General features: G+C 42.4%; 24 protein-coding genes and 1 other annotated feature. Of the genes, 19 read left to right on the top strand and 5 right to left on the bottom strand.

Annotation, left to right across the window (positions count from 1 at the left end):
- Positions 1 to 471: 471 nt before the first annotated feature.
- Positions 472 to 708 (top strand) — a binding site (T-box leader).
- A gap of 61 nt (positions 709 to 769) precedes the next feature.
- From trpD to FQ085_RS08775, 7 genes are all read left to right on the top strand, one after another.
- Complete coding sequence (gene trpD, locus FQ085_RS08805) at positions 770 to 1,762, top strand: anthranilate phosphoribosyltransferase (protein ID WP_149456412.1); 993 nt, start codon at positions 770 to 772, stop codon at positions 1,760 to 1,762.
- Positions 1,759 to 2,532 carry an indole-3-glycerol phosphate synthase TrpC gene (trpC, locus tag FQ085_RS08800; protein WP_149456411.1) on the top strand — a complete coding sequence of 258 codons (774 nt, stop codon included), beginning with the start codon at positions 1,759 to 1,761 and terminating at the stop codon, positions 2,530 to 2,532. Before trpD ends, trpC begins: the two co-directional genes overlap by 4 nt.
- Positions 2,529 to 4,325 (top strand): tryptophan synthase subunit beta, encoded by a 1,797-nt coding sequence (gene trpB / locus FQ085_RS08795; protein ID WP_082707508.1) that lies wholly within the window; start codon positions 2,529 to 2,531, stop codon positions 4,323 to 4,325. The genes trpC and trpB overlap by 4 nt, the downstream gene beginning before the upstream one ends.
- Positions 4,322 to 5,092, top strand: a complete 771-nt coding sequence (gene trpA / locus FQ085_RS08790) for a tryptophan synthase subunit alpha (protein ID WP_058386430.1) — start codon at positions 4,322 to 4,324, stop codon at positions 5,090 to 5,092. Before trpB ends, trpA begins: the two co-directional genes overlap by 4 nt.
- A 20-nt stretch (positions 5,093 to 5,112) precedes the next feature.
- Positions 5,113 to 5,703: a DNA-3-methyladenine glycosylase gene (locus FQ085_RS08785; RefSeq protein WP_149456410.1), complete on the top strand. Its 591-nt coding sequence runs from the start codon at positions 5,113 to 5,115 to the stop codon at positions 5,701 to 5,703.
- Between the two features lie 68 nt (positions 5,704 to 5,771).
- Positions 5,772 to 6,293, top strand: a complete 522-nt coding sequence (locus FQ085_RS08780; RefSeq protein WP_071153515.1) for a type 1 glutamine amidotransferase domain-containing protein — start codon at positions 5,772 to 5,774, stop codon at positions 6,291 to 6,293.
- A gap of 532 nt (positions 6,294 to 6,825) precedes the next feature.
- On the top strand, positions 6,826 to 8,121 hold the full coding sequence (locus FQ085_RS08775) for an arsenic transporter (RefSeq protein WP_071153516.1): 1,296 nt from the start codon (positions 6,826 to 6,828) through the stop codon (positions 8,119 to 8,121).
- A gap of 43 nt (positions 8,122 to 8,164) precedes the next feature.
- Here FQ085_RS08775 and FQ085_RS08770 read toward each other — a convergent pair whose 3' ends face one another.
- Positions 8,165 to 8,971 carry a GNAT family N-acetyltransferase gene (locus FQ085_RS08770; protein ID WP_262499779.1) on the bottom strand — a complete coding sequence of 269 codons (807 nt, stop codon included), beginning with the start codon at positions 8,969 to 8,971 and terminating at the stop codon, positions 8,165 to 8,167.
- A 208-nt stretch (positions 8,972 to 9,179) separates the two neighbouring features.
- On the opposite strand from FQ085_RS08770, the gene FQ085_RS08765 reads away from it, so the two are divergent.
- The 4 genes from FQ085_RS08765 to FQ085_RS08750 all read left to right on the top strand — a co-directional run bounded on the left by FQ085_RS08765 (position 9,180) and on the right by FQ085_RS08750 (position 13,688).
- On the top strand, positions 9,180 to 10,106 hold the full coding sequence (locus FQ085_RS08765; protein ID WP_071153517.1) for a manganese-dependent inorganic pyrophosphatase: 927 nt from the start codon (positions 9,180 to 9,182) through the stop codon (positions 10,104 to 10,106).
- A gap of 335 nt (positions 10,107 to 10,441) precedes the next feature.
- Positions 10,442 to 11,149: a DsbA family oxidoreductase gene (locus FQ085_RS08760; RefSeq protein WP_058386425.1), complete on the top strand. Its 708-nt coding sequence runs from the start codon at positions 10,442 to 10,444 to the stop codon at positions 11,147 to 11,149.
- 111 nt (positions 11,150 to 11,260) lie between these two features.
- The gene (locus tag FQ085_RS08755; protein ID WP_058386424.1) at positions 11,261 to 11,899 is read left to right on the top strand and encodes an FMN-dependent NADH-azoreductase; all 639 of its coding nucleotides are present in this window, start codon (positions 11,261 to 11,263) and stop codon (positions 11,897 to 11,899) included.
- 241 nt (positions 11,900 to 12,140) lie between these two features.
- Positions 12,141 to 13,688 carry an FAD-dependent oxidoreductase gene (locus FQ085_RS08750; RefSeq protein WP_149456409.1) on the top strand — a complete coding sequence of 516 codons (1,548 nt, stop codon included), beginning with the start codon at positions 12,141 to 12,143 and terminating at the stop codon, positions 13,686 to 13,688.
- Between the two features lie 323 nt (positions 13,689 to 14,011).
- Here FQ085_RS08750 and FQ085_RS08745 read toward each other — a convergent pair whose 3' ends face one another.
- Entirely contained in the window at positions 14,012 to 14,533 is a 522-nt protein-coding gene (locus tag FQ085_RS08745) for a YceI family protein (RefSeq protein WP_149456408.1), read from the bottom strand.
- Positions 14,534 to 14,734: 201 nt separating this feature from the next.
- Between FQ085_RS08745 and murB the strand changes: the two genes are divergently transcribed.
- From murB to FQ085_RS08725, 4 genes are all read left to right on the top strand, one after another.
- Positions 14,735 to 15,652, top strand: a complete 918-nt coding sequence (murB, locus tag FQ085_RS08740; RefSeq protein ID WP_058386421.1) for a UDP-N-acetylmuramate dehydrogenase — start codon at positions 14,735 to 14,737, stop codon at positions 15,650 to 15,652.
- 163 nt (positions 15,653 to 15,815) lie between these two features.
- Positions 15,816 to 18,182, top strand: a complete 2,367-nt coding sequence (locus FQ085_RS08735; protein ID WP_149456407.1) for a penicillin acylase family protein — start codon at positions 15,816 to 15,818, stop codon at positions 18,180 to 18,182.
- Between the two features lie 36 nt (positions 18,183 to 18,218).
- The gene (locus FQ085_RS08730) at positions 18,219 to 18,572 is read left to right on the top strand and encodes a fluoride efflux transporter FluC (RefSeq protein WP_149456406.1); all 354 of its coding nucleotides are present in this window, start codon (positions 18,219 to 18,221) and stop codon (positions 18,570 to 18,572) included.
- Positions 18,569 to 18,901 (top strand): fluoride efflux transporter FluC, encoded by a 333-nt coding sequence (locus tag FQ085_RS08725; protein ID WP_149456405.1) that lies wholly within the window; start codon positions 18,569 to 18,571, stop codon positions 18,899 to 18,901. Before FQ085_RS08730 ends, FQ085_RS08725 begins: the two co-directional genes overlap by 4 nt.
- 50 nt (positions 18,902 to 18,951) lie before the next feature.
- Here FQ085_RS08725 and FQ085_RS08720 read toward each other — a convergent pair whose 3' ends face one another.
- Positions 18,952 to 19,371, bottom strand: coding sequence for a universal stress protein (locus FQ085_RS08720; RefSeq protein ID WP_058386417.1), 420 nt, complete (start codon positions 19,369 to 19,371; stop codon positions 18,952 to 18,954).
- Positions 19,372 to 19,383: 12 nt separating this feature from the next.
- Positions 19,384 to 20,850 (bottom strand): SulP family inorganic anion transporter, encoded by a 1,467-nt coding sequence (locus FQ085_RS08715; RefSeq protein ID WP_058386416.1) that lies wholly within the window; start codon positions 20,848 to 20,850, stop codon positions 19,384 to 19,386.
- Positions 20,851 to 21,171: 321 nt separating this feature from the next.
- Between FQ085_RS08715 and FQ085_RS08710 the strand changes: the two genes are divergently transcribed.
- From FQ085_RS08710 to FQ085_RS08700, 3 genes are read left to right on the top strand one after another with little or no spacing between them, the layout of a single operon-like run.
- On the top strand, positions 21,172 to 21,528 hold the full coding sequence (locus FQ085_RS08710) for an ArsR/SmtB family transcription factor (protein ID WP_149456404.1): 357 nt from the start codon (positions 21,172 to 21,174) through the stop codon (positions 21,526 to 21,528).
- Entirely contained in the window at positions 21,521 to 23,590 is a 2,070-nt protein-coding gene (locus FQ085_RS08705) for a heavy metal translocating P-type ATPase (RefSeq protein ID WP_058386414.1), read from the top strand. Before FQ085_RS08710 ends, FQ085_RS08705 begins: the two co-directional genes overlap by 8 nt.
- A gap of 21 nt (positions 23,591 to 23,611) precedes the next feature.
- Positions 23,612 to 24,730, top strand: coding sequence for a GNAT family N-acetyltransferase (locus FQ085_RS08700; protein WP_149456403.1), 1,119 nt, complete (start codon positions 23,612 to 23,614; stop codon positions 24,728 to 24,730).
- A 137-nt stretch (positions 24,731 to 24,867) separates the two neighbouring features.
- On the opposite strand, the gene FQ085_RS08695 is transcribed toward FQ085_RS08700, so the two are convergent.
- Entirely contained in the window at positions 24,868 to 25,023 is a 156-nt protein-coding gene (locus FQ085_RS08695; RefSeq protein ID WP_143039509.1) for a lmo0937 family membrane protein, read from the bottom strand.
- A gap of 172 nt (positions 25,024 to 25,195) precedes the next feature.
- Here FQ085_RS08695 and mntR point away from each other — a divergent pair, with 172 nt between their 5' ends.
- Positions 25,196 to 25,627, top strand: a complete 432-nt coding sequence (gene mntR / locus FQ085_RS08690) for a transcriptional regulator MntR (protein WP_058386412.1) — start codon at positions 25,196 to 25,198, stop codon at positions 25,625 to 25,627.

Here is a 25,627-nt window from a genome sequence, read left to right as displayed (position 1 = left end):
TTTTCGGGTGTAAGTGTCTAGGGCTCTATAGGCACTTGCGCTTTTTTTTGAGTAGAGAGCGCCGCTTCGCCAGAGCATCTTATGCCCGTCGAATCTACACGGGCGCCTGCGCTTTTCTGTGTCCAGACTCCGGCAGCCAGATTCTAGGGTCATAAGTCACTCTGGCTGTGCGGCTGAAAACACGCCGCTTCGCCAGAGCATCTTATGCCCGTCGAATCTACACGGGCGCCTGCGCTTTTCTGTGTCCAGACTCCGGCAGCCAGATTCTAGGGTCATAAGTCACTCTGGCTGTGCGGCTGAAAACACGCCGCTTCACCAGAGCATCTTATGCCCGTCGAATCTACATGGCTGCCTGCGCTTTTCCTTTTACTTGACAGAATAAACAAAACCTTTTAGTATAGGGAACAACTTGTTGTACGGAAGCAAGTCTGTTTGAGAGAAGAGCCTAGAGAAGACGAGAATAGAAGAGTGTATAAATCGAGGATTGAGACGAGTAGGCAGGGAAATCTATTTAGAGAGTCAGCGGCTGGTGAGAGCTGATTAGGTGATCTGCGCGAATGGACTTAGGAGAGCTTGCCTGAAAGCGGAAGCGAGTAAGGGAGACGTAAGCCCTGCGTTAAAGGGAAAGGCGAAGAGCCTGTTTAAGTGAGCGCAGAAATTTAATGCGCTAATGCGTGGTGGTACCGCGGTTTTTAACCCGTCCCCGCAATCAGATAACAATCTGATTGCGGGGATTTTTGTATTTAAAACGAGACGAGGAGAGATTAGTATGAGCAGAGTAGAGAATTTGAGTGAACAAGGAATGTACGAAAAATCATTAGCAATGTTGAACGGCGATATAAATGAACAACAAATCAAGAAATTTTTGTCCGATTTACATGAAAAAGGAGAGACGGCAGACGAGTTAGTAGGACTAGTCAAAGCGATGCGTGAAAAAGCAGTAGCGCTTCCAACAGTCGAAGGACAACTTGTTGATGTTTGTGGAACCGGTGGTGACCGTTCTTACAGTTTTAACATTAGTACGTTGACGGCTTTTGTGTTAGCAGGATGCGGTATGACAGTTGCCAAGCATGGCAATCGCAGTGTTTCTAGCAAAACAGGCAGTTCCGATGTGCTAGAGGCACTTGGTATTTCAACGGAAACGAATATTGCCTCGATTCCTATGATGCTTGACCAGACGGGGATTGCGTTATTGTTTGCACCAGCTATCCATCCAGCACTCGGTGGCTTACGCCAAATTCGTAAAGACATCGGAACTCCAACTATTTTTAACTTAGTAGGACCTTTAGCGAATCCATTGCCAATTACGATTCAAATGACCGGTGTTTACCGTCGTGACATGCTAGAACCAATGGTGGATGCGTTAATTCGATTGGGTCGAAAAAAAGGAGCGCTTGTTCACGGAGCAGGTGGCTTGGATGAACTGTCACTTGCAGGCGTTAATGAATTAATCATCTTCAATGAGCAAGGTAAGCGAAAAATGACCATTCACCCAAATGAAGTTGGTTTAGAAGTGGCATCAATTGAAGCGATCCGCGGAGGCAATCCAAAGCGCAACGCTGAAATTTTTATGGATGTCTTATCCGGAACAGATAGCCCTTATTTAGATACAGTCGCATTAAATGCAGGAGTAGTACTGTATGTCAGTGGTAAAGCTGAAAACGTGACAGAAGGCGTAAAGCAGGCGAAAGCCTCAATCAAATCAGGCGAAACCGCGCGTGTCTTTGACTTGCATCGGTTAGCGGCGGGGGTATTTGTATGACAATATTGGATGACATCATTGCGACTAAATACGAAGAGATAAAAATGTATAAACCAGTTGGGTCAAATACAATTAATTTTCCAGAAAAAACAACGTTACTGGGGCATCTACAAGAACGAAATGGCGTCATCTCAGAGATTAAACGCGCTTCTCCATCAAAAGGCGACATCAAAGTGGAAGTAGATATTGTTGCACAAGCTAAAAAATACGAAGAAGCTGGAGCGGCTGCAATTTCGGTACTCACGGATGAAGTGTATTTTAAAGGGTCAATTGATGACTTGTGTGAAGTAGCGAAAGTCGTATCGATTCCCGTCTTGTGCAAAGATTTTATGGTTAGTGAGATTCAAATTGATCGTGCTCAACATGCAGGAGCTACCATTATTCTATTGATCGTAGCTGCACTGGAAAAGCAACAGCTGAAACGTCTTAACGACTATGCGCTCTCAAAAGGACTTGAAGTTTTAATCGAAGTTCATGATGAACAGGAACTGCAAATAGCACTAGAGCTAGATGCAAAACTAATTGGTATCAATAATCGTAATTTAAAAACTTTTGAAGTATCAATTGAACGCACAGCACAATTAGCTAAAAACTTCCCATTTGACGAAGGGCGCGTATTAATTAGCGAAAGTGGCATGCAGACAAAAGAAGATGCGCAATTTGCTTACGCAAATGGAGCTTCTGGAATTTTAGTGGGAGAAGCGTTAATGCGATCTGAAAATCCAGGAAATTGGATTCGTCAGGCGACTAGCGAGGAGGCAGTAAAATGACAAAAGTGAAAATTTGCGGCTTGCAAGAACAGCGACATGTTGACGCAGCAAGTCGTGCGGATGCTATCGGCTTCGTATTTGCTCCGAGCAGACGTCAAGTGACAATTGCGCAAGCTGCTGAACTGGCTAAACACATTCCAGCAGATACCGATAAAATCGGTGTTTTTGTTAATGCTTCATTAGAGGAAATTGAAGACGCTGTTGCAGGTGTTCCGCTAACGATGGTTCAGCTTCACGGCGATGAACCCGATGAGTTGGTGAAAGCTATTCGTGTCCCTGTTATCCAAGCCTTCTCGATTCGCACAAAAGAAGATGTAGAGCAGTTGAAAAATTCTTTAGCTAATTATATTTTAGTGGACGCTCCGGGTACGGAATACCGCGGAGGTAGCGGTAATGTGTTTGATTGGTCGTTACTAGACGGAGCCGGCATCGATCCATCTCGCCTAATTGTGGCGGGTGGGTTAACACCGGAAAATGTCCGTGCGGCAATCGAACAAACAACACCTTACATGGTAGACGTCTCTAGCGGAGTTGAAACAGAGCGCCAGAAAGATGTAGCGAAAATACAAAAATTTATTAAACAGGTAAAGGATGATTCGATGGAACAGACGATAGAAAAAGTAGGTTTTTTCGGTAAATACGGGGGGCAATTTGTGCCAGAAACATTAATGAAAGCCGTTAAGGAATTAGAAGATGCTTATAATGAAGTAAAAGAAGATCCGGAATTTCATAAAGAATACCATCATTATTTATCGGAGTATGTGGGTCGTGAACAGCCATTGACCTTCGCAAAACGCATGACTGAAGCATATGGTGGACCAAAAATCTACTTAAAACGAGAAGACTTGAATCATACCGGTGCGCACAAAGTAAACAACGCGATTGGTCAGGCGCTACTTGCGATGCGAATGGGAAAACGTAAAATTGTAGCAGAAACAGGAGCAGGTCAGCACGGTGTGGCGACTGCGACAATTTGTGCACTGTTCGATTTGGATTGTGTTATTTTCATGGGTGAAGAAGACATTAAGCGTCAGCAATTGAACGTTTTCCGTATGAAGCTTTTAGGGGCACGTGTGGAAAGTGTCACAAAAGGCAGTGCGACCTTAAAAGATGCGGTCAATGAAGCTTTGCGTTACTGGGTTGCCAATGTAGAAGATACGCATTACTTAATCGGTTCGGCTCTCGGTCCACATCCGTTTCCAACGATGGTCCGTGATTTTCAAAGTGTGATTGGCGTAGAAACAAGACGTCAAATTCTTGAAAAAGAAGGGCGTTTGCCTGACGCTATTTTGGCGTGTGTAGGTGGTGGCAGCAATGCGATTGGTATGTTTTATCCGTTTATTCAAGATAAAGAAGTCAAGTTGATTGGCGTTGAAGCGGCTGGTCAAGGTGTGGATACAGATAAACACGCTGCAACCTTAACAAAAGGAACAGAAGGTGTGCTCCACGGCGCCTTAATGAAGTTATTGCAGGATGATGCAGGCCAAGTGCAGGAAGCGCATTCGATTTCTGCGGGGCTTGATTATCCAGGCATTGGACCAGAGCATGCTTATTTAGCAGATATTGGTCGTGTTGAATACCGGTCAATTACCGATGATGAAGCACTGGCTGCAGTTATTGGCATGTCTCGTCTTGAAGGAATTATTCCAGCACTTGAAACGGCGCATGCTATTGCAGAAGCAGAAAAACAAGCAAAGTCTATGACCAAAGACCAGATACTGATTATTTGTGTGTCCGGTCGTGGAGATAAAGATATGGCGACATACGCAGAGAACCTGGAGGGGCTATCATGAATCGATTAGAGCAACTAAAAAAAACGGGAAACAAAGCCTTTGTCGCTTATATTATGGCAGGAGATGGCGGTCTTGACCGTCTGAAAAATCAAGTACAGTATTTGCAAGGGGCAGGAGTAACTGCTATCGAAATCGGCATTCCTTTTTCAGATCCGGTCGCAGATGGTCCGACGATTGAAGCGGCTGGAAATCGTGCTTTAAAGCATGGTGTTACATTGCAAAAAGTATTGGAAGAACTAAAAAGTTGGACCTTTGAGGTTACAATTCCTTTGCTCGTAATGACTTATTTAAATCCCGTGATGAGGTTTGGTGTAGAACGCTTTGCTACTGAATGCAGCAAAGCTGGAATTTCAGGCGTCATCATTCCAGACCTGCCATATGAACACAAACAATTAGTGCAACCTTATGTCGATAAAGAAGGCATTAAGTTGATTCAACTGGTGACACTGACGACAACGGACGTTCGCTTGGATGGTATTCTTCGGGAGGCACAAGGTTTTGTTTACGCGGTTACGGTTAAAGGAATAACGGGATCTCGTGATGAGATGTCAGAGGATGTAAAAGCATTTATGCGCAAAGTTCGTGAGAAAAGCCCGGTTCCGGTTTATGCTGGATTCGGAATTTCGAAGAGTAGCCATGTCGATATGTTGCGTGACGATGTGGATGGATTTATTGTGGGAAGTGCCATTGTGGATGCCTTTAACGAAGATCGAATTCAGGAAATCGAACCGCTTATCCATGCAGTGACGGCCACCCACTCAGTATAATATGGGTAGGAGGAGATGTTATGTTTACGCCAGTGGCTGAAGATTTTTTTGACGTGCCGACATTGGAACTTACGCGTAGTTTGATTGGTCAAATTTTGGTCCATGAATTGCCAGAAGGCATTGTTGCTGGACGGATTATTGAAACTGAAGCTTATATGGGAGCAGAAGATCGCGCTGCACATAGCTTCGGGAATCGTCGGACTAAACGTACGGAAATCATGTTTGGTAAACCTGGCCTTGTCTATACGTATCAAATGCATACTCACACATTGATCAATGTCGTCGCGGGACCGGAAGACACACCGCGAGCCATTTTGATTCGTGCAGTCGAACCGGTCGAAGGCATCGAACTGATGGCAGAACTGCGCGGCAGACACATGCCGATCAAACAGTGGACTAGTGGACCGGGAAAATTGACTAAAGCAATGGCGATTACAATGGATTATTATGGTCATCATTTTTCGGAAAAGCCACTTTACATCGCTCAAGGAGAACCGGTTCAAGAAATATCGGTTGGACCTCGTGTAGGTATCGGCAATTCACTAGAAGCGGTCGACTATCCTTATCGCTTTTGGGAAACAGGAAACCCTTTCGTCTCGAAATTTCGCTAATTGTTGTTTAACTTCATCTTTTGGTGGAATACTGAAAGAGAATGAATAGACAGAAGGAGTGAAAGATAGTGGCGAAAATTGCAACTTTACTAACAGATATGTTTGAAGATGTGGAATATACAGATCCATCAAAAGCGTTTAATGATGCAGGTCATGAAGTTTTCACAATCGAAAAAGAAGTGGGGAAAAAAGTAACTGGCAAACAAGGCGAGGCTGTTGTCACCATTGATAAAAGCATTGATGATGTTAGCCCGGATGACTTTGATGCCTTGTTCTTGCCTGGCGGATTTTCACCGGACCTGTTACGTGAAGATAGCCGGTTTGTGGAGTTTGCAAAAACTTTCATGGATGCGAAAAAACCGGTCTTCGCAATTTGTCATGGACCTCAATTATTAATTACGGCCAAAGCGTTAGAAGGTCGTAAAGCTACAGGTTATAAGTCGATTCAAGTCGATATGGAATACGCAGGTGCGACAGTCCTTGATGAAGAAGTAGTCGTGTGCCAAGATCAATTGGTCACTAGTCGTCAACCTGATGACATTCCGGCATTCAACCGAGAATCATTACGTGTACTGGAGCAATTAGCTTAAAAAGCTGTCAATGCCCCTCTAACATAAAACAGACGGAGAAAAAGAAACTCTTTTTCTCCGTCTGTTTTTTTAAAATTGCAGCTCACAATCCCAAACTTGACATGCACTTTTTCGAGGTTTGGAGGTGAAATTTCTAAAACGCACGATTGCTCTTGATAGGACGGAAGACACTTGCTAGGTCAATTGTGTACCGGTCCTAGATTTGCGCTATGGATTCATCTGTAAACACTGCTTTGGCTTTTCTTTAGCGGGCAAAAGCGGCTGTCTCACAAAGTCATTGTTCATGACCTTGTGAGACAGCCGCTTTTTATGTAGGGAAAATCTAACATACAGATTACATAAACCAAATTAGCTTTTAAGATTGTCTCTTGAATACATAAGTAAATGCTTATATAATGAGGGAGTGCTGTAGCGATAAATAGAGCAAGTGCAGTGTGAATATAATGATGACTCGATTAGTTAGAGTTTGCGCCAGTGGTTTATTGATTGTAGAAGAAAGAGTAGCAAATTGTGAATAAGGAGTTGTGTGAAAGTGGATGTTTGGTTAGCAAGTTTTATATTTATCGTTACATTGATTTTTGTGATTTGGCAGCCAAAAGGCTTGTCAATCGGCTGGTCTGCTATTGCTGGGGCAATTGTTGCCTTGCTGTTTGGCGTAGTTGATTTTGGGGATGTCTGGGACGTAACGGGAATTGTTTGGAATGCGACCTTAACGTTTGTTGCATTGATTATCATTTCGTTGATTCTTGATGAAATTGGTTTTTTCGAATGGGCAGCTTTACATATGGCACGTTTTGCCAAAGGCAGTGGCTTGCGGATGTTTTTCTTAGTTACCATGCTAGGGGCGGTTGTCGCAGCGTTGTTTGCGAATGACGGAGCAGCGCTAATTTTGACACCTATCGTGTTGGCAATGGTTCGTGCATTGAAATTCAAAGATGCAATGATCTTGCCATTTATTATGGCGAGTGGCTTTATCGCTGATACTGCCTCTTTGCCATTTGTTGTCAGCAACTTAGTCAACATCGTATCGGCTGATTTTTTTAATATTGGCTTTACCGAATATGCAATCCGGATGCTTGTACCGAACTTATTCAGCATAGCTGCAAGTATGTTGGTCTTGTATTTATATTTCCGAAAAGATATTCCAAAACATTTTGATGACAGTGCATTAAAAACACCAGCTTCAGCAATAAAAGATTTGAGAATTTTCCGTTTATCTTGGGTAGTGCTAGCAATTTTACTAATTGGCTATTTCAGTAGCGAGGCTTTAAATATTCCGGTATCCTTTATTGCAGGAGCGATTGCTATTATTTTTCTAGCCATTGCGAGGAAGAGTAAATCAGTTGAAACGATGAAAGTCTTAAAAGGGGCTCCTTGGGCGGTTGTCTTTTTCTCAATCGGTATGTATGTCGTCGTGTACGGCTTGAAAAATGTGGGTCTCACATCGGTGTTGGCTACCGCAATCGAGTGGACAGCGAGTCACGGTCTGTATGCAGCGACAATTGGCATGGGCTTTATCGCTGCTATTTTGTCATCGGTTATGAATAATATGCCGACTGTTATGATTGATGCATTGGCAATTGCTGAAACAGAGACAACTGGAGTTGTTAGAGAAGCTTTAATCTATGCGAATGTGATTGGATCAGATTTAGGACCAAAAATTACACCGATTGGTTCACTGGCAACATTATTATGGCTTCATGTATTAAAAACAAAAGGGGTAGAGATTAGTTGGGGTTATTATTTTAAAATCGGCATCATTTTGACGGTTCCGACTTTGTTTATCACATTGACTGGCTTGTACTTATGGTTGACGATTTTAAATTAAGTTTATAGAAAAAAGGAGCATGCCAATGGCTTGCTCCTTTTTTCTAGTCTAAAAACTTAGCTAAATAAATTTCGTTATGGGGTTTGTTGTTTATTATCATGGATTTTTGTCGAATGCCTTCAGATTTAAAACCAGCTTTTTCATATAAGTAACGGGCCGATTCATTTTCTTCGACGACCGTCACTTCTAGCCGGCTAATGCCTTTTTCTTTAGACCATTCTTCAGCTTTTTTAAGCAAGGATTTAGCGATTCCTTTCCCTTGTGCATCTTTTTGTAGACCGAGATCGATGAAGGCGCGGTGTGCAGCACGTTTTGCGTCATTGCCCACAATCATCAAATAGCCCACATGCTGTCCATTGAGAATGGCAATGATAATAGTCGAATAGCCACTTTGTTTCCACTCGATAATTTGTTTGCGAACTTTTTGTGTGGATTGTGTACGTTCGTCTTTAGCGTAGAGCATGAAATCAGATTCAGATTCTACAACTTTTTGTAGAGCGGCAAGAGACCGCGCATCCCCATGCTCTGCTGTTCGAATCAATAGAATATCCTGATCTTCATCATCGTCTGTGCCTGTTCCATTTGTAGAGTCGATTCTTTCAAAGACGACAAAGCGATCTGGCTCGACGTCGCTAACAAAATAACCAGCATCTGCCCATGCATGAAAATGTTTAGCTGGTGCTTTTACTTTTTTCCACCAGCTTTTATTCAAGTAGGCGGCATTAGGTAAATTCTGTCCCATAATTTGCTCGATTTCAGAAAATGTTAATCGTATTGAAGAATTTGTCACTCCGGAAAAATAATTAGCCAGAGGAATGTATTTCTTTTCCAGTAAAATAGTCACAGGCATCTCTTCCTTCCACCTAACTTTAGATTAGTTAGTCATATTATACCATTGGCATATGCTAAAGTACATAATGAATTTTAAAAATACTGATAATTCTATAAACTTAATGGTTTGTTAGTTGTATTTACTATTTATAAAGTCTAATTTTTTCAATTGCTGTTAATATGATAGAATAAAAACAGAAACTAAGTATTTCAGGAGGCTACTATTCATGTCAAACGTTTTAGTATTAGGTCATAAAAATCCGGACACAGATTCAATTTGTTCGGCTATTTCATATGCGTATTTAAAAAATGAAATGGGCATGCTTGCTGAACCAGTTCGTTTAGGTGAAGTAAACAACGAAACTTTATTTGCTTTAAACACTTTTAAGTTTGATGAGCCAAGGTTGGTGACACAAGTTGCGAAGGAAGCTACACAAGTAATTTTAGTGGATCACAACGAACGTCAGCAAAGTGCTGATGATATCGGAGATGTTCAAGTGATAGAAGTGGTGGACCATCACCGCATCGCCAATTTTGAAACGATGGATCCTCTTTATTTCCGTGCAGAGCCAGTTGGTTGTACAACTACCATCATCTTAAAACTATTTAAAGAAAATAATGTGGAAGTCCCTTCTAATATAGCAGGTTTGATGCTATCCGCCATTATTTCGGACTCGCTTCTTTTTAAATCGCCGACTTGTACTGAGCAAGATGTCAAGGCTGCTGCAGAACTCGCAGAAATTGCTGGCGTCGATGCACAAAGCTATGGTCTGGATTTATTGAAAGCTGGAGCTGATTTGAGCAATAAAACGTTAGAAGACTTAATCTCATTGGATTCAAAAGAATTCGAAGCAGGCGACCACCGTTTTGAAGTTGCTCAAGTTAACGCAATTGATGTAGAAGAAGTTATGGTTCGCCAAAAAGAACTAGAAGTATTAATGACAAATGCTATTCTAACAAAAAAATTAAATTTATTCATGTTTGTTGTCACGGATATCCTTAATAATAATTCAGTGGCTATCGTGCTTGGTAAAAGAGCAGACATCATCGAAAGTGCATTTAAGTCAAGTGTGGTTGATCACCGTGTCTTATTACCGGGCGTTGTGTCACGCAAAAAGCAAATTGTTCCTGTAATTACAGAGGCGTTAAGCTGATTCCCTTATGGGGATCAGTTTTTTAGTTGAGCTAGAATTGAGAATCTCTTCAGCTACTTACCTTGTTCTCTATGTGGCTGAAAAGATGCCACTTCGCCACCGCGCCTTATACCCGTCAGGTTTAGTACGATCGCTTGCGCTTTTCTTTGTCTAGCTCCAGCGATCAAACCTTCGGGTCATAAGTCACGTTGGCTGTGTGGCTGAAAAGATGCCACTTCGCCACCGCGCCTTATGCCCGTCAGGTTTAGTACGATCGCTTGCGCTTTTCTTTGTCACAGGCAAAAAAATTGAGTGCTGTTGTTTTCGTTGCTATAGTTAGTGTCGAGGTGAACGATATGAAAATTGAAGTTTGGTCAGATTATGTGTGCCCATTCTGTTATATAGGCAAGAGGACTTTAGAGAAAGCGTTGGTTCAATCGGGTTTTGAAAGTCAGGCGGAAGTTACGTTTAAGGCTTATCAATTGAATCCAGATGCGCCAATCAATTCCACTACTCCAACTTATGAAAGTTTAGCGAAAAAATATGGACAGACTATAGAACAAGCGAAAGAAATGACTGAAGGCGTGGCGCAGCATGCCCGCTCTGTTGGTTTGGAATACAATTTTGATAATATGGTAGAAGCGAACACGTTAGCTGCTCATCGTTTAGTGAAATGGGCTGAAACACAAGGGAAAGATGCAGAGCTGACTGAACAGCTAATGCATCATTATTTTGTGGAAGCAAAAAATGTCAGCAATTATGAGGTTTTATTGACACTCGCAGAAACGATTGGTTTGCCGCGTGAAGAAGCAGAAAAAGTGCTGGAATCGGACCAGTTTATGGGACAGGTCCAGTTGGACATTGCAGAAGCTGGTCAAATCGGCGTGCAAGGTGTACCATTTTTTGTGGTCAATCGTAAGTATGCAATTTCCGGAGCCCAGCCAGTAGAAGCTTTTGTGGAAGCGTTAGAGCAAATTGCTGAAGAAGAAGGAATTCGTCCTAAATTAAAACCGCTTGGTAAGAAAACCAGCTATTGCACAGGAGATTCGTGTGATGGCTTATAAAATACCTGAGCAGAGTAATTGACTTTCACTCTGTTTTTTTATTAAAGTTAATGAGTGTTTTTAAATCGATAGTACTAGTTTTTATATGATGACAAGAGGAGTTTTAAACTAATGACAAACGTTTTAGTAGTAAAAGCAAATAATCGCCCATCATCTGAAGGGGTATCGAGCAAAATGTATGAAGTGTTTATGGATTCGATTGGCACAGATACAGAACTTGATATCAATACGTTCGACGTTTTCAAAGAAGACATGCCGTATTTCGGCCAGGACTTTTTTGATGCAATGCAAAAATCAGCAAAGGCCGAAGAAATGACTGAGCTAGAACAGCGCATTTTGACAGCGGCTAACAAAGCAATGGATGCATTTATGGAAGCTGATGTGGTTGTTTTTGCATTCCCATTATGGAATAAAACAATTCCTGCGCCATTGCAGACGTTCATCGACTACGTTTACCGTGCAGGTGTGACATTCAAATATACGGCTGAAGGCCCAGTCGGTCTTGTGCCTGATAAGAAAGTCATCATCTTGAACGCACGTGGCGGAGTTTATTCAACACCTGAAATGGCTCCAGCTGAAATGAGTGTCAACTACATTCGGTTGATTATGGACTTCTTCGGAATCACTGACATTGAAGAAGTGATCATTGAGGGACACAATATGTACCCTGATCGCGCGGAAGAAATCAAAGCTGAGGGAATGCAGCGTGTAGAACAAGTTGCCAATTCATTAGTTAAAGTAAATGCATAATATAAAGTGATAAAGACGACCTTAACGGGTCGTCTTTTTTAATTTAGACAGTAAATCCAGCGAATTGGACAGTAAAGGAGCTGAAATGGACAGTATTTCTGAAATTTGGACAGTATTCGAGCTCTTTCCGACAGTATATCCAAATAATTGGAGAATGATGCTTTTCGAATAGCTAAGCTGATTAAGAATTTATAATAGGGGTAGACATCTATAAAAAGCTTTCTAAGGAGGAATGGCGCAAGTGCAGAGTAATGGCGAGAGTCGAGTTCCGGAAGAGCAAAAGTCTTATTGGAGAGAATACAAAGATATTCCAAACTACCCCGCTTTGCAAGAAAATGAGTCTACAGATATAGCGGTTGTAGGGGGAGGAATGGTGGGGATCATTAGTGCTTATTTGCTGGCAAAAGCCGGTAGAAAAGTGACATTGATTGAAGCTGGGAAATTAGTCGATGGCGTAACAGGGCGTACGACGGCAAAAATAACAGCGCAGCATGGCCTATATTATGATTCGTTGATTAATATAGTCGGACAAGAACAAGCAAAACTCTATTATCAGGCGAATATGGAAGGGTTGAAATTTATAGAAGGAACTGCCCATGAACTTGATATCGATTGTGATTTTTCCCATCATAATGCGTTTGTCTATGCGCATACAGCTGCAGGTGCAAAACTGATTGAAAAAGAAGCGGAAGCTTATCGGCAACTAGGCATTGACGGCGAATTGGCAAAAGAAGAGGCAGAGTTGCCGTTTCCTATTACAGAAGCGGTAGTCATGCGCAATCAAGCACAGTTTCATCCAGTAAAATTTTTGGCAGGCTTGGTGAAAGAAATTGAGCGACTAGGCGGCAAAATTTACGAACAGACACGTGCGATGAAAATTTTGAGCAAAAACGATCCGGTCATTCAAACTGAAAATCTTTCACATTTATCATGCAATAAAGTGATTGTTGCTAGCCATTACCCATTTAATGATTTTGACGGTTTGTATTTTTCGCGTTTATCCGTCAATCGTTCGTATGCCATTGCAGCTAAAGTAAGCGGCAATGTTCCAAATGATATGTACATTAGCGGAGATTTGCCTTCGCGCTCTCTGCGTTATGCAATAGATGAAAATGGCGAAAAACTATTACTAATTGGTGGCGATGGCCATACGACAGGTAAAAGCTCAAGTCAGACGATGGAGCATTATCATAACCTTGAGAAGTTTGGAGACGAGCATTTCGGAATTCAAGAGATTCCGTATCGCTGGTCGTCTCAAGATATGACGACGCTCGACAAAATCCCTTACATCGGAACAATTACTGCGGGCTATGACAATATTCTAGTAGCGACTGGTTTTCATAAGTGGGGCATGTCGAACGGCGCATTAGCAGGTATGATGCTGTCAGATCGAGTGCTTGGTATCGAAAATCGGTATGCTGCTTTGTTTAGTCCAACCCGCACAAAAGTCAAAATAGAAGACGCCAAGAATTTTGCGAAAGATAACGCATCCGTTGCTAAGGCATTGGTTACAGGTAAGCTGAAAAGACCATCAAGAAAAGTTGAAGACTTAGGCAAAGACGAAGGGGCATTAGTGAAAGTCGGCAAGAAAAAAGCAGGCGGTTACCGGGACGAATTCGGTCAAGTCCATCTCGTCGATACCGCATGTACCCACATGGGATGTGATGTTGCTTGGAATGACGCCGAGCGTTCTTGGGACTGCCCATGTCACGGTTCGCGGTTCTCCTATACCGGAGACGTACTAAACGGACCCGCGGTTAAACCATTGAAAAAGATCGAAGAAGTATAGAAAAGCGCAAGCGCCCGTGTAGCACCGACAGGCATAAGACAGACCGGCAGAGCGGCGCATTTTGCCGTACAGCCGGGATGACTTATGACCCGAGGTGTTGGGCGCAGGAGCCTGGACAAAGAAAAGCACAAGCGCCCGTGTAGCACCGACAGGCATAAGACAGACTGGCAGAGCGGCGCATTTTGCCGCACAGCCAGGATGACTTATGACCCGAGGTGTTGGGCGCTGGAGTCTGGACAAAGAAAAGCGCAAGCGCCCTTGCAGCACCGACACGTAAAAAGCAGTGAGAGGAAAAATCCTCTCACTGCTTTTTACTGGGCTTTTTAAGCAGGAGTGCCTTGTAATTCCAGTGTGATTTTGATGTCTTCACCGACCATCACGCCACCTGCTTCAAGCGCCTGGTTCCACGTTAGACCGAAGTCTTGACGATTTATTTTTCCGGCTACGGTAAATGCTACTATTTCGTTGCCCCATAAGTTGGTACCTTTGCCGCCGTACGCTACTTTGAAAGTAGTTGGTCGTGTGATGTTTTTCATGGTGAAGTCACCAGTTAATTCATAATCGTTGTCTTTTTTTACAATGTCATTAGCGGTAAATGTGATGTATGGAAATTGCTCAGCGTTAAAAAAATCAGCGGAAAGAAGATGTTGGTCGCGGTCTGAGTTATTGGTGTTGATGCTGGCGACATCGATTTTAAAGTCGATTGATGCACCCTGCAAATTTTCTTCATTGGCTTCAACGTTTGCTTCATAAGAAGTGAAAGAACCTTTTATATTCGAGATCATCATATGTTTTACAGAAAAGCTAATTTCTGAATGTGTTGCGTCGATCGTCCACTTTTTCAAATCAACTACCTCCTGGTCCGACTTACAACCCTAAATATAGCCTCATCAAATTTCAAAGTCAATCGTTTTTGATGAACAAGTCTCAGATTCGAGAGAATGTTTAATTGGACTTTTGACCTGAACTTTGTTATATTGCTTGTCAAATCAGGCTGAAAATTAGATACTAGTAGAAGCTATAAGTTTAGAAGGGATTTGCTTTAGATGACGAAAGAACAATGGTTGGTAGATTTGCGTGTTTTTTTAGCAGATGATCACGTTAAAATGGATGAACCGCTACACCTTCATACATTAACTAAAATGGGTGGGCCAGCTGATATCTTTGTGGCACCAACGACTGAAGATGAAACTGCATTTACAGTGAAATACGCATATACAAATAATATTCCTTTATTACTTCTTGGAAATGGATCAAATATGGTCGTTCGAGATGGAGGGTTTCGTGGCATCGTTCTAACTTTAAAGAGTTTACAAACGATCCATATAGAAGGTACGAAAGTTTATGCTCAAGGTGGAGCAAATATTAAACAGGTATCAAAAACCGCTGCAGCAAAACAACTGACAGGATTTGAATTTGCTTGTGGAATCCCAGGTTCTATCGGTGGAGCCATGGCGATGAATGCCGGTGCTTATGGCGGAGAAATTAAAGATATTATCGTTCAAGCAACAGTTCTTTCGAAAGAAGGAGAAAAACGGGTGTTGTCTAAGGACGATTTAGGTCTTGGTTATCGAAAGAGCATTATTACAAAAGAAGGATTTTACGTGTTGTCTGCTGAGTTTGAATTAGAGGTGGGTAAACAAACGGTTATTGATGCCAAAATGAGTGAATTGACGTATCAGCGTGAAACGAAACAACCGTTGGAATTTCCTTCCGCAGGCAGTGTCTTTAAACGACCGCCTGGTAATTTTGCAGGAAAGTTAATTCAAGATAGCGGCTTGCAAGGACGAGGGTTTGGCGGTGCGGAAGTTTCTACTAAACATGCAGGGTTTATTGTTAATAAAGACAATGCCTCAGCCAACGATTATATCCAGACAATTGAGATGGTTAAAACAACTGTTATGGAAAAATTCGGTATTGATTTAGAACTTGAAGTGAAGATTGTAGGAGAAGATCGAACTTGATTTGTCGGATGTCCCTTAAAAGGGGCATTTTTTTTAGGTGTAAAATACAAGAAAGACTTCGCAGCCTCTTTAGAGCGGGTAACTGAGCGCAGGATTTTTTAGAAAAAAGGTATTTTTCCTTCGCTAGTCGAATGAAGTACGATAAGAAAGAGGAGGAAAGTTAATGGAGAAAAAAGTGAAAAAAAAGACGTGGCTTAAATGGCTTTTAGGTGTTCTGGGTGTTCTTGTCACAGTGGCGGTAGCAGCACTCATATTTGTAAACGTTTACATAACCAAGTCTAAGCCTGTTATTGAAGGACAAGTGGCAGTAGCTATATTGGATACCGATGCAACAGTTACACGCGATGAAATTGGAGTTCCTCATATACAGGCAGACACAGACGCAGATCTTTACCGGGCGCAAGGGTATGTGCAGGCGCAGGACCGGATGTTCCAAATGGATTTATCGCGCAGACAAGCGAGTGGGCAATTGGCAGAAGTAATCGGAGCAGATGCAGTCGATACTGATAAGTTTTTCCGAACTTTTAGTTTGCGAGATGCTGCTGAAAAATCTTGGGAAGGCTATGATGCAGAAGCTAAGCAAGTACTAGAATGGTATACAGAAGGCGTCAATGCTTATATGGAAGAGGCAAAAGAAAATGGTGATTTGAGTTTTGAATTTGCGCTTCTCGGTTATGAACCTACCGAGTGGACAACAGTAGATTCGCTGACAATCGGCAAATTCATGGCTTATGATCTTGGAGGACATTGGAACACACTTGCTGTTCGCCACTGGGCATTGAACGAATTTCCAGAAGACAAAGCGCGCGAGTTATTTATCCAATACCCTGAAAACGCACCGGCAATTTTGGCGTCAAATAAACAACAGTCAGTCAAAGTAGCAGGTGAATTTGACACTTCTGTGATTCCACCTGAATTTAACGGCAGCAACAACTGGGTGGTGTCAGGTGACAAAACAGCGAGTGGTAAACCTTTGCTCGCAGATGATCCGCATCTTGGTCTTAGTACTCCGTCTATTTGGTACCAGATGCATTTAGAATCACCTAAACAAAATGTAAGTGGAGTTATTTTTGCTGGTATTCCTGGAATTATTCTTGGTCACAATGAAGAAATTGCTTGGGGTGTTACTAATGTTGGACCGGATGTCCAGGACCTTTATATCGAAACACCCAATCCTGAAGATCCGACACAGTTTCGTTACGAAGGAGCATGGGAACAAGCAGAAGTAAGGAAAGAGCCCATCAAGGTGAAAGACGGAGAAACGGAAGACTTTGAAGTGTTGGTGACAAGGCATGGTCCTGTTGTTTCAAATATACTGTACGACAAAGAGCAGGCAGGAGCGGTCTTTTCCATGCAGTGGACAGCTCTTGAGCCGACACTTGAATTACAAGCAGTACTAAATTTCAATAAAGCATCCAATTGGGAAGAATTCGAACTGGCGCTAGAAGATTTTCAAGCACCTGCGCAAAACTTTGTCTTCGCTTCCACAGATGGAACAATCGCCTATAAAGCAAATGGTCGGATTCCTATCCGAAAATCAGGAGATGGACAATTGCCAGTTCCGGGAGATTCAGCTGACTACGGCTGGGAAGGCTATATACCTTTTGATGAGTTGCCACGATCGGTCAATCCAGAAGAAGGGTTTATTGCGACAGCGAATAATGAAGTGATTGACAATGCTTATCCTTATCACATTACTGATTTCTGGGCGCAACCGTATCGTTATGAACGGATTGCGGAGGTGCTAGAAGCATCAGATGAATTGACAGCACAGGATATGATGGATTTGCAGATGGACCAGAAGAATTTATACGCCGCTGAATTTTTAGCGGATATGATTGCTACGGTACGTAGTAAAACGGATGACTACGATGAAGTATTGACAATGCTCGAAGAGTGGGACCAAGTTGATAGTAAAGAACAGGCTGCGCCTTTAGTATTCCATAAATGGATTAAGCAATTACCGGAGACTTTGCTTGCCGAAGAGTTTCCGAAAGACGTTTTTAAAATGTTGGATGGAAAAAATCACATCACGGATGAAATGATGCGCAATGCATTTGCTGGGAAAGAAGGCGTTTGGGTAACGGAATACGGTGGTGTGGAAAAATGGCTTGTGGATTCATTAGAGACAGCGGTTACTGAAATTGAAGATGAACAAGGGACGGACTTGGCTGATTGGAACTGGGGAGAGCAACATCAATTAACTTTCCCACATCCACTAGCAAGTGCATCTCCAATTTTTGCTGAATTTCTTAATCCAGATCCCGTGCCAATTGGAGGTTCTAACATTACCGTGCAAGCTGCGGCATCTACGCCAGAAGGTAATGTTGATCACGGAGCATCGTGGCGTTTTGTAGCAGATCTTGCGGATTTATCGAGCGCTTATCATATTGTGGGTCCTGGACTGAGTGGGCATTTGAAATCGGATTACTTCCATAACCAAGTGGACGATTGGGCTGAAGGGGATTTCCACGAAACCGAAATCATCGATGACGTGGAAGGATCGATATTAATATTAAAAGCTGAATAAGTTATACTGGAAGAAAACAGATGCGAGGCGGTAGAAATGAAAAGAATACTGGCGGTAGGGCTTGGCGGAATGATCGGATCGCTTTTGCGTGCAAGCATATACATGGCGGTCGCAGAAGGAATGGGTCTTTGGCTTGTCAATATAGCGGGTAGCTTTTTAATTGGACTAGCGGCTGTTCGATTAACTCGGAAATCGGCAGAGCTGAGGTTATTGATATCAACCGGGTTGTTAGGGTCGTTTACGACGTTTTCAGCATTTTCAGCTGACTGGTTCCACCAGCTAGAGTCGTCTATCTGGTGGGGCTTGGTTTTTGCTATGACGATGACAGTTGCGTGCATTGCAGCAGCAGGAGCAGGTCTGTGGACTGGTCGAAAAGGAGTACCGTCATGATCGGTATCGCAATTGGTGGATTTTTAGGAGCAATCACGCGTTACGTATTTTACTTATTGGTTGAAAGTCGATTATGGCAGCCAAAAGTCGCAACTTGGCTAGTTAACAGTATTGGTTCATTGGTACTTGGTCTATTTATAGGCAGCGGCAATTTGTCAGTTTTTTGGATTACTGGATTTCTTGGAGCTTTTACAACGTTTTCAACGATGGCTTTGGATGTTGTAAAAGATTTAGAGGGCGGCAAATGGTTAACAGGCGGCGGCTACGTTTTACTCACTGTAGTCAGTGGAGTTGTGCTGTTTAGCTTAGGCTATGGTTACATGCTTTAAAAGATCCCTTTGCGAAAATCGCAAAGGGATCTTTTATTAAGTAGCTAAATTTATTTGACGATAATAACGGGTGCCTCAACGCGTTTAGCCACTTTATGGCTGACGCTGCCAAGTACCATTTCTTGCAATGTGTTTAATCCGCGGCTGCCGATCAAGACGACATCGTAACCAGTCTCATTAGCATGTTTGACGATGGTTGGTCCAGGAACACCGTGAAGCGTCTTCGTTTCAAAGTTAATACCAGCAGACCGGAAGATTTCTTCGAGTGGTACTAGATGCTTACGACGTTCCAAATGAACTTCGTCGCTGCTTTGGCCATGAAGAATTTCTGTCCGTGCTTTTTCGTAATCGATGACATAAAGCAAAGTGACAAAAGCCTGTGGATTAGTTTTGGCCATTCTGACGGCTTCATGAGCAGCTCGTTTTGAATGATCCGAGCCATCTGCTGCCACTAAAATTTTCTCATACATAAAGCATCCTCCTTATGATGTGCCTTTACTTGCAGTACTGAAGGTTGCTAGTTTGTCTACAAGCTTTTGACTTGAAGCATTTAACCCGACAATCTCAACAGACTGTCCTTGTGCTTGCAGTTTGTTCATGACCCGGTCGATTGCTCCAACGCCTGAGTCGTCCCATACTGTTGCATCCGAAAAGTCCAATACAACTTGTTCAGAAGCTTCAACTTTGTCGAATGCAGAAACAAAATCTTGTGAAGAAGCGAAAAATAATTGTCCATGTATGGTATATCTATTCGACACATTGGATTCTAATCCTTCTTTACGCACTTCGACCTTAGAAATTTTAGCGGCAAACAACATAGCGCTTAAAATAACACCGGCAAATACACCTTTTGATAAATCATGTGTATAAACAACAACAACAACTGTTAACAACATAACGATCGCATCAGCTTTTGGAGCTGTCGCTAAATACTTGAACGAACTCCAGTCAAAAGTACCGATGCAAACCATTACCATAATGCCAGCTAGAACAGGCATTGGAATTTGGACAACCCAATTGCCCAAAACGATAATGAGGAACATTAGGAAGGCCCCAGCAACAAAGCTTGACAATCGTCCACGTCCTCCAGACTGAACGTTAATGCCTGATTGTCCGATCATCGCACAACCTGCCATTCCACCGAAAAAGCCAGTAATAATGTTTGCAATGCCTTGTCCCCGTGCTTCTTGGTTTTTATCGGATCCAGTTTCTGTTGCATCATCAATAATCGACGCAGTTAATAAAGACTCGAGCAAACCGATAACGGAAAGTGCCAATGCAGTGGGGAAAATAATTTGTAAAGTTTCGAAATTAAATGGTACGCTCGGGATAAAGAAGCTTGGCAATGTTTGTGAAATGGTACCAAGACTACCGACATTTTGCATATCGATTCCACTGTATATAACAACACCTGTCAAGACAAGAATTGCAATCAAAGGTGCTGGAATAGCTGTGAAAAAACGAGGCAAAATATAAACAATCGCCAACGTAACGCCAACAAAAACGTAAGTCAACGCATTAATGCCGAAAATAAACGGTACTTGTGCCATGAAAATCAAAATCGCTAACGAGTTGACAAAACCAATCATGACAGCCCGTGGGATAAATTTCATAAAACGGGCAACTTTTAAAAGACCAAAAATTAACTGCAACACACCCGTCAGTACGGTGGCGGCTAGTAAATAGTCCAGACCATGATCACGAACTAGCAAGACCATAGCGAGTGCCATAGCTCCCGTTGCTGCCGAAATCATACCTGGCCGTCCACCGACAAAAGCGATGATGACGGAAATTGAAAACGAAGCGTATAAACCAACCATCGGATCGACACCCGCGATGATTGAGAAAGCAATCGCTTCCGGAATAAGTGCAAGTGCGACAACAATTCCGGCCAAAACGTCTCCGCGGATATTGCCGAACCATTGTTCTTTATAAGATAGTGTATTCAAAAATGTTCACTTCCTTCTATTATAATTTTCCTTGATCCAGGCTGTTGAAAATCAACTGTTTCTATTAAAAGTCTTAGTGGATTGACTCCATACCTCATCTTTTTTATGAAAACTAATGAGAAATCACTCATTATCTAACAGCTTTAGAACGGGTAGCAACGTATTAGTTAGTGAATTTGTTCACTAACAGGCTATAAAACTGTATCACCTTTTTTTTAGTATGTAAATACAATTCATTCAAATGGACGTTTGACTGTCGCTGCTAGAGCGAATATACTGAAAGAAACAATCAAACATTTATTTGAATGAAAGAGGTGCCGTATGAAAGAATTGTGTGAAGTGACGAAGGTCCATCCAGAAGTTGTTGATCGTGTACAAGAAAATATGACCGACCTGAGCGATGTAGCGAACTTATTTAAAGCGCTGGCGGATGAAACAAGACTGAGTATCGCATACGCCTTAACAATAGAAGAGGAAATGTGCGTCTGTGATATTGCAGCGGTCATTGGGTCCTCTACAGCAACAGCTTCCCATCATTTGCGTTACTTAAGAGAAAGAGCATTGGCGAAATCTGAGCGCAAAGGAAAACAAATTTACTATTCCTTGTCTGATAATCATGTTCGTCAATTGGTGACAATTGCTCACGAACACACGAAAGAAGGTGTGGAGATTGGTTAAAACCTATCGTCTGGAAAATTTATCGTGTACTAGCTGTGCAGCTAAATTTGAAAAAAATGTCTTGAATTTGCCTGAAATCAAAAATGTTAATTTGAATTTTGGTGCGTCTAAACTAACGATTGATGGGAATGTAACGATCGAAGCGCTTGAAAAAGCAGGTGCTTTCGATCATATCCGTGTCTATCCTGAAAAACAAAAGATCAAGCATGTTCCTTTCTACCAACGACGCCAGACGATAGAGACCGTTCTATCACTACTGCTATTGATCGCTGGAATTATCGTATCGTTTCAACTAGATGAAACGCATCCTTGGTCGATTGCGTTATTTGCGGGTTCTATGGCAATAGGTGGTTATCATATGTTTTGGACTGGGCTGAAAAATCTCAGTGGCTTCCAGTTCGATATGAAAACCTTAATGACGATTGCAATCATTGGTGCCGTCATTATTGGCGAATGGCGTGAAGGTGCTGTAGTGGTCTTTTTGTTCGCTGTCAGTGAAGCGTTAGAATCGTTCTCTATGAACAAAGCCCGTCAGTCGATTCGCAGCTTAATGGATTTAGCGCCAGCGCGTGCATTCATTCAACGCGGCGGCGAACTGATGGAGTTGGATACAGAAGATATTCGCATAGGAGACGTGCTAATTGTTAAACCGGGACAAAAGATCGCCATGGATGGAACTGTTCTACGCGGACAATCCGCCGTTAATCAGGCAGCGATTACAGGAGAGTCAATTCCTGCAGTCAAAACAGTCGGAGATGAAGTTTTTGCAGGCACGATGAATGAAGAAGGAGCACTTGAAGTCACGGTTACAAAACGTGTCGAAGATACTACCATCGCTAAAATCATTCATCTTGTCGAAGAAGCACAAGCTGAAAAAGCACCGACTCAGAAATTTATCGATCAGTTTGCAAAGTACTACACACCAGCAGTCATTGTCATCGCTTTTTTAGTCGCATTAGTTCCAGGATTTCTAACGGGTAACTGGGAAATTTGGGTGTATCAAGGATTAGCCGTACTTGTAGTAGGATGTCCGTGCGCATTGGTTGTCTCTACGCCCGTTGCGATAGTGACAGCTATCGGCAATGCTGCACGCCAAGGAGTACTCATTAAAGGCGGTATTCATTTAGAGGAAACCGGACGGATTAATGCCGTTGCTTTTGACAAAACGGGAACGTTAACGAAAGGGTATCCTGAAGTGACGGATGTTTTAGTGCAAGACGCAATTGAACGACAAGAGTTGTTGAAGCTTGCAGCATCCGTAGAAGCAATGTCGCAGCATCCGTTAGCTAGAGCTATCACAAAACAAGCAGCAAGCACATATCCTTCTGAAAACTTCAATTCCGTTACAGGTAAAGGTGCATATGCCACTGTTAATGAAACAGTTCTTTACGTCGGCAGTTTAAATTGGGCTGAAGAAAAAGGCTTACGTATTCCTGAAAAAGCGCGTAAACTGCAAGAGAGTGGAAAATCTGTGACAGCTGTATTTTCAGAAACGGTATTGCTCGGCATTATCGCGGTAGCCGACGCTATTCGTACAGAAAGCCCTTCGATTATCGAAAAACTAAAAGGAATGGGCATCAACCAAATTATCATGCTGACTGGAGATCATCCAGCAACAGCAACAGCTATTGCAGCAGAAATCGGCGTCACAGATGTCCGAGCAGGATTAATGCCAGAAGACAAATTATCGGCAATTAAAGAACTGCAAAAACAGTATGGGCGAGTAGCAATGGTCGGAGATGGCATTAACGATGCACCGGCTTTAGCGGCTTCAAGTATTGGTATTGCAATGGGTGGAGCAGGAACAGATGCTGCACTTGAAACAGCGGACATCGCATTGATGGCGGACGATTTGGAAAAACTTCCTTACACGATTCGACTCAGCCGAAAGACATTGCGTATAATAAAAGAAAACATCGTCTTTGCGTTAGGACTCAAGATTATTGCATTGCTGTTAATTATTCCAGGCTGGTTAACTTTATGGATTGCTATTTTTGCAGACATGGGTGCCACGCTATTGGTTATTTTGAATGCGTTACGTCTTGTGAAAGTTCAGAAGTGAGGTACGTTTGGAGGTTTTGTATTGAAGTTAACAGAGTGGACAATGGAAGAGCAGGAACAGCTAATTCATTTTATGACAACAAATTCGTGGCCTTTTCATGGTCATGAACATCCAGTCCGGGCTTTGATTGAAAAAACAATTGAAGAAGGCGGTTATAAGTCAGATCAAGTAACGACGTTTTGGATTGAAGACGAAGCAAACCAACAAGTCGGCTTAGTGAAAATATTTGATTTGCAAGACGACATTCCCCTTTTTGATTTGCGAATTGCGGATCCTTACCGTAACAAGGGCTATGGTCCAAAAGCATTAAAAATGATTGCAGATTTTGTTTTTTCATTATCAGAAAAGAAAATTCGTCTAGAAGGTAATACGCGCCACGATAATTTTGCGATGCGTAAAGCTTTTGAACGAACAGGCTTTGTCAAAGAAGCTCATTTGCGGCAAGCGTGGTTTTCTCCACGGGAAAACCGCTACTACGATGCAGTGACCTATGGTATGACCCGTGAAGACTGGCAGGCAGGAATTACCACGCCGGTCTTGTGGGACGATACCGTAATCGAGACGCAAGAATCACCTTTCAATCCGGTCCTACTCGATTTTCCTGACGAGTTTGAGTCGGAGCGATTGCTAATACGGGCACCTAGAAGAGAAGATGCACAAGCTAGTTACGAAGCTGTTATGCACTCTCTAGAAGCATTCCGACCTTGGTTGCCATTTGCGCAACAAAAGCCCGACCTGGCACAAACCGAAGCAACGTTAATTGAAGCTGCCGCAGATTTTAAATTGCGTAAAGATTTGCGATTGCATTTTTTCTTGAAGGAAACTGGGCAATTTATTGGTTCTACGGGACTTCACCGGATTGACTGGGAAGTGCGGAAATTTGAAATTGGCTATTGGGTCGATAGCCGTTTTGAGGGGAAAGGGTTTGTTACAGAGGCAGTAGAGCGCATTACGCGATTTGCTTTTGAGGAACTGGGCGCTAATCGTGTCGAAATTCGCTGTGATCCTGACAATGTTCGAAGCCGTGCAGTAGCACACCGGTTAAATTTCGAGTTAGAAGGTATTTTGCGCAACGATACGATTTCCCGTGTAGGAAACAAGCTTCGCGATACGTGTGTTTATGCTAAAATCCGCCAATAAGCTTTAAAAAAGCAGGTAAGGAGAATGTTCTCTCCCCCTGCTTTTGCTATTAGACGAATAAACAAAAAAGAGTTGCCACCAAAAGTCAGGTAAGATGACTTTTGAGACAACTCTTTTGTTTGTGATAAATAAGGCGGTTATAAGCCCTTACGCCCGGTAATTAAGTTGATAACTAGAATAATTGCAGCAATAACTAAAAGAATGTGTATGAGTCCGCCACCAACTTGCATTAAGAATCCGATAAGCCATACTACAATAATAACTGCAAGAATAATCCAAAGAATACGTGCCATTTTTTTTCACCTAACCTTTCTACTTAATATTTATTATACTAAGTACTTACCCCTAAGATAATTGCCTTAAACCTTTCTGAAAAATGAATTGTTTTACGGTGAACTCAGTCCAGTTGTTTCAATGATGGCGGTATAGTAAACTGAACATAGTTACGTGAGGGAGGAAAGAATTTTGCCTACTCCAAGTATGGAAGACCACATTGAAATCATTTATTCTTTAATTGAGCAAAAAGGCTATGCGCGTGTATCGGATATCGCGGAGGCCTTATCCGTGTTACCTTCATCTGTAACTAAGATGGTACAGAAGCTGGATAAAGATGGCTACTTGATATACGAACGCTATAGAGGCCTTGTGTTAACGCCTAGAGGCCAAAAACTTGGCAAACGGTTATTGGAACGACATGGCTTGCTCGAACAATTTCTCCAATTGATCGGTGTAGATGAAGAACGAATCTATGAAGATGTTGAAGGCATTGAACACCACTTGAGCTGGAATTCAATCGATCGGATTACCGATTTGGTCCAACTACTTGAAGAAAGCCCGGATTTTAGGGACAAACTGGAACAGTTAAAAAAAGAAGGAAAAGATAGTGAACAGAAATAG

The organism is Planococcus sp. ANT_H30 (assembly GCF_008369335.1).
Lineage (GTDB): Bacteria > Bacillota > Bacilli > Bacillales_A > Planococcaceae > Planococcus > Planococcus kocurii.
The sequence above is the reverse complement of the archived record's forward strand: the minus strand, read 5'-3'. Positions and strand labels throughout refer to the sequence as shown.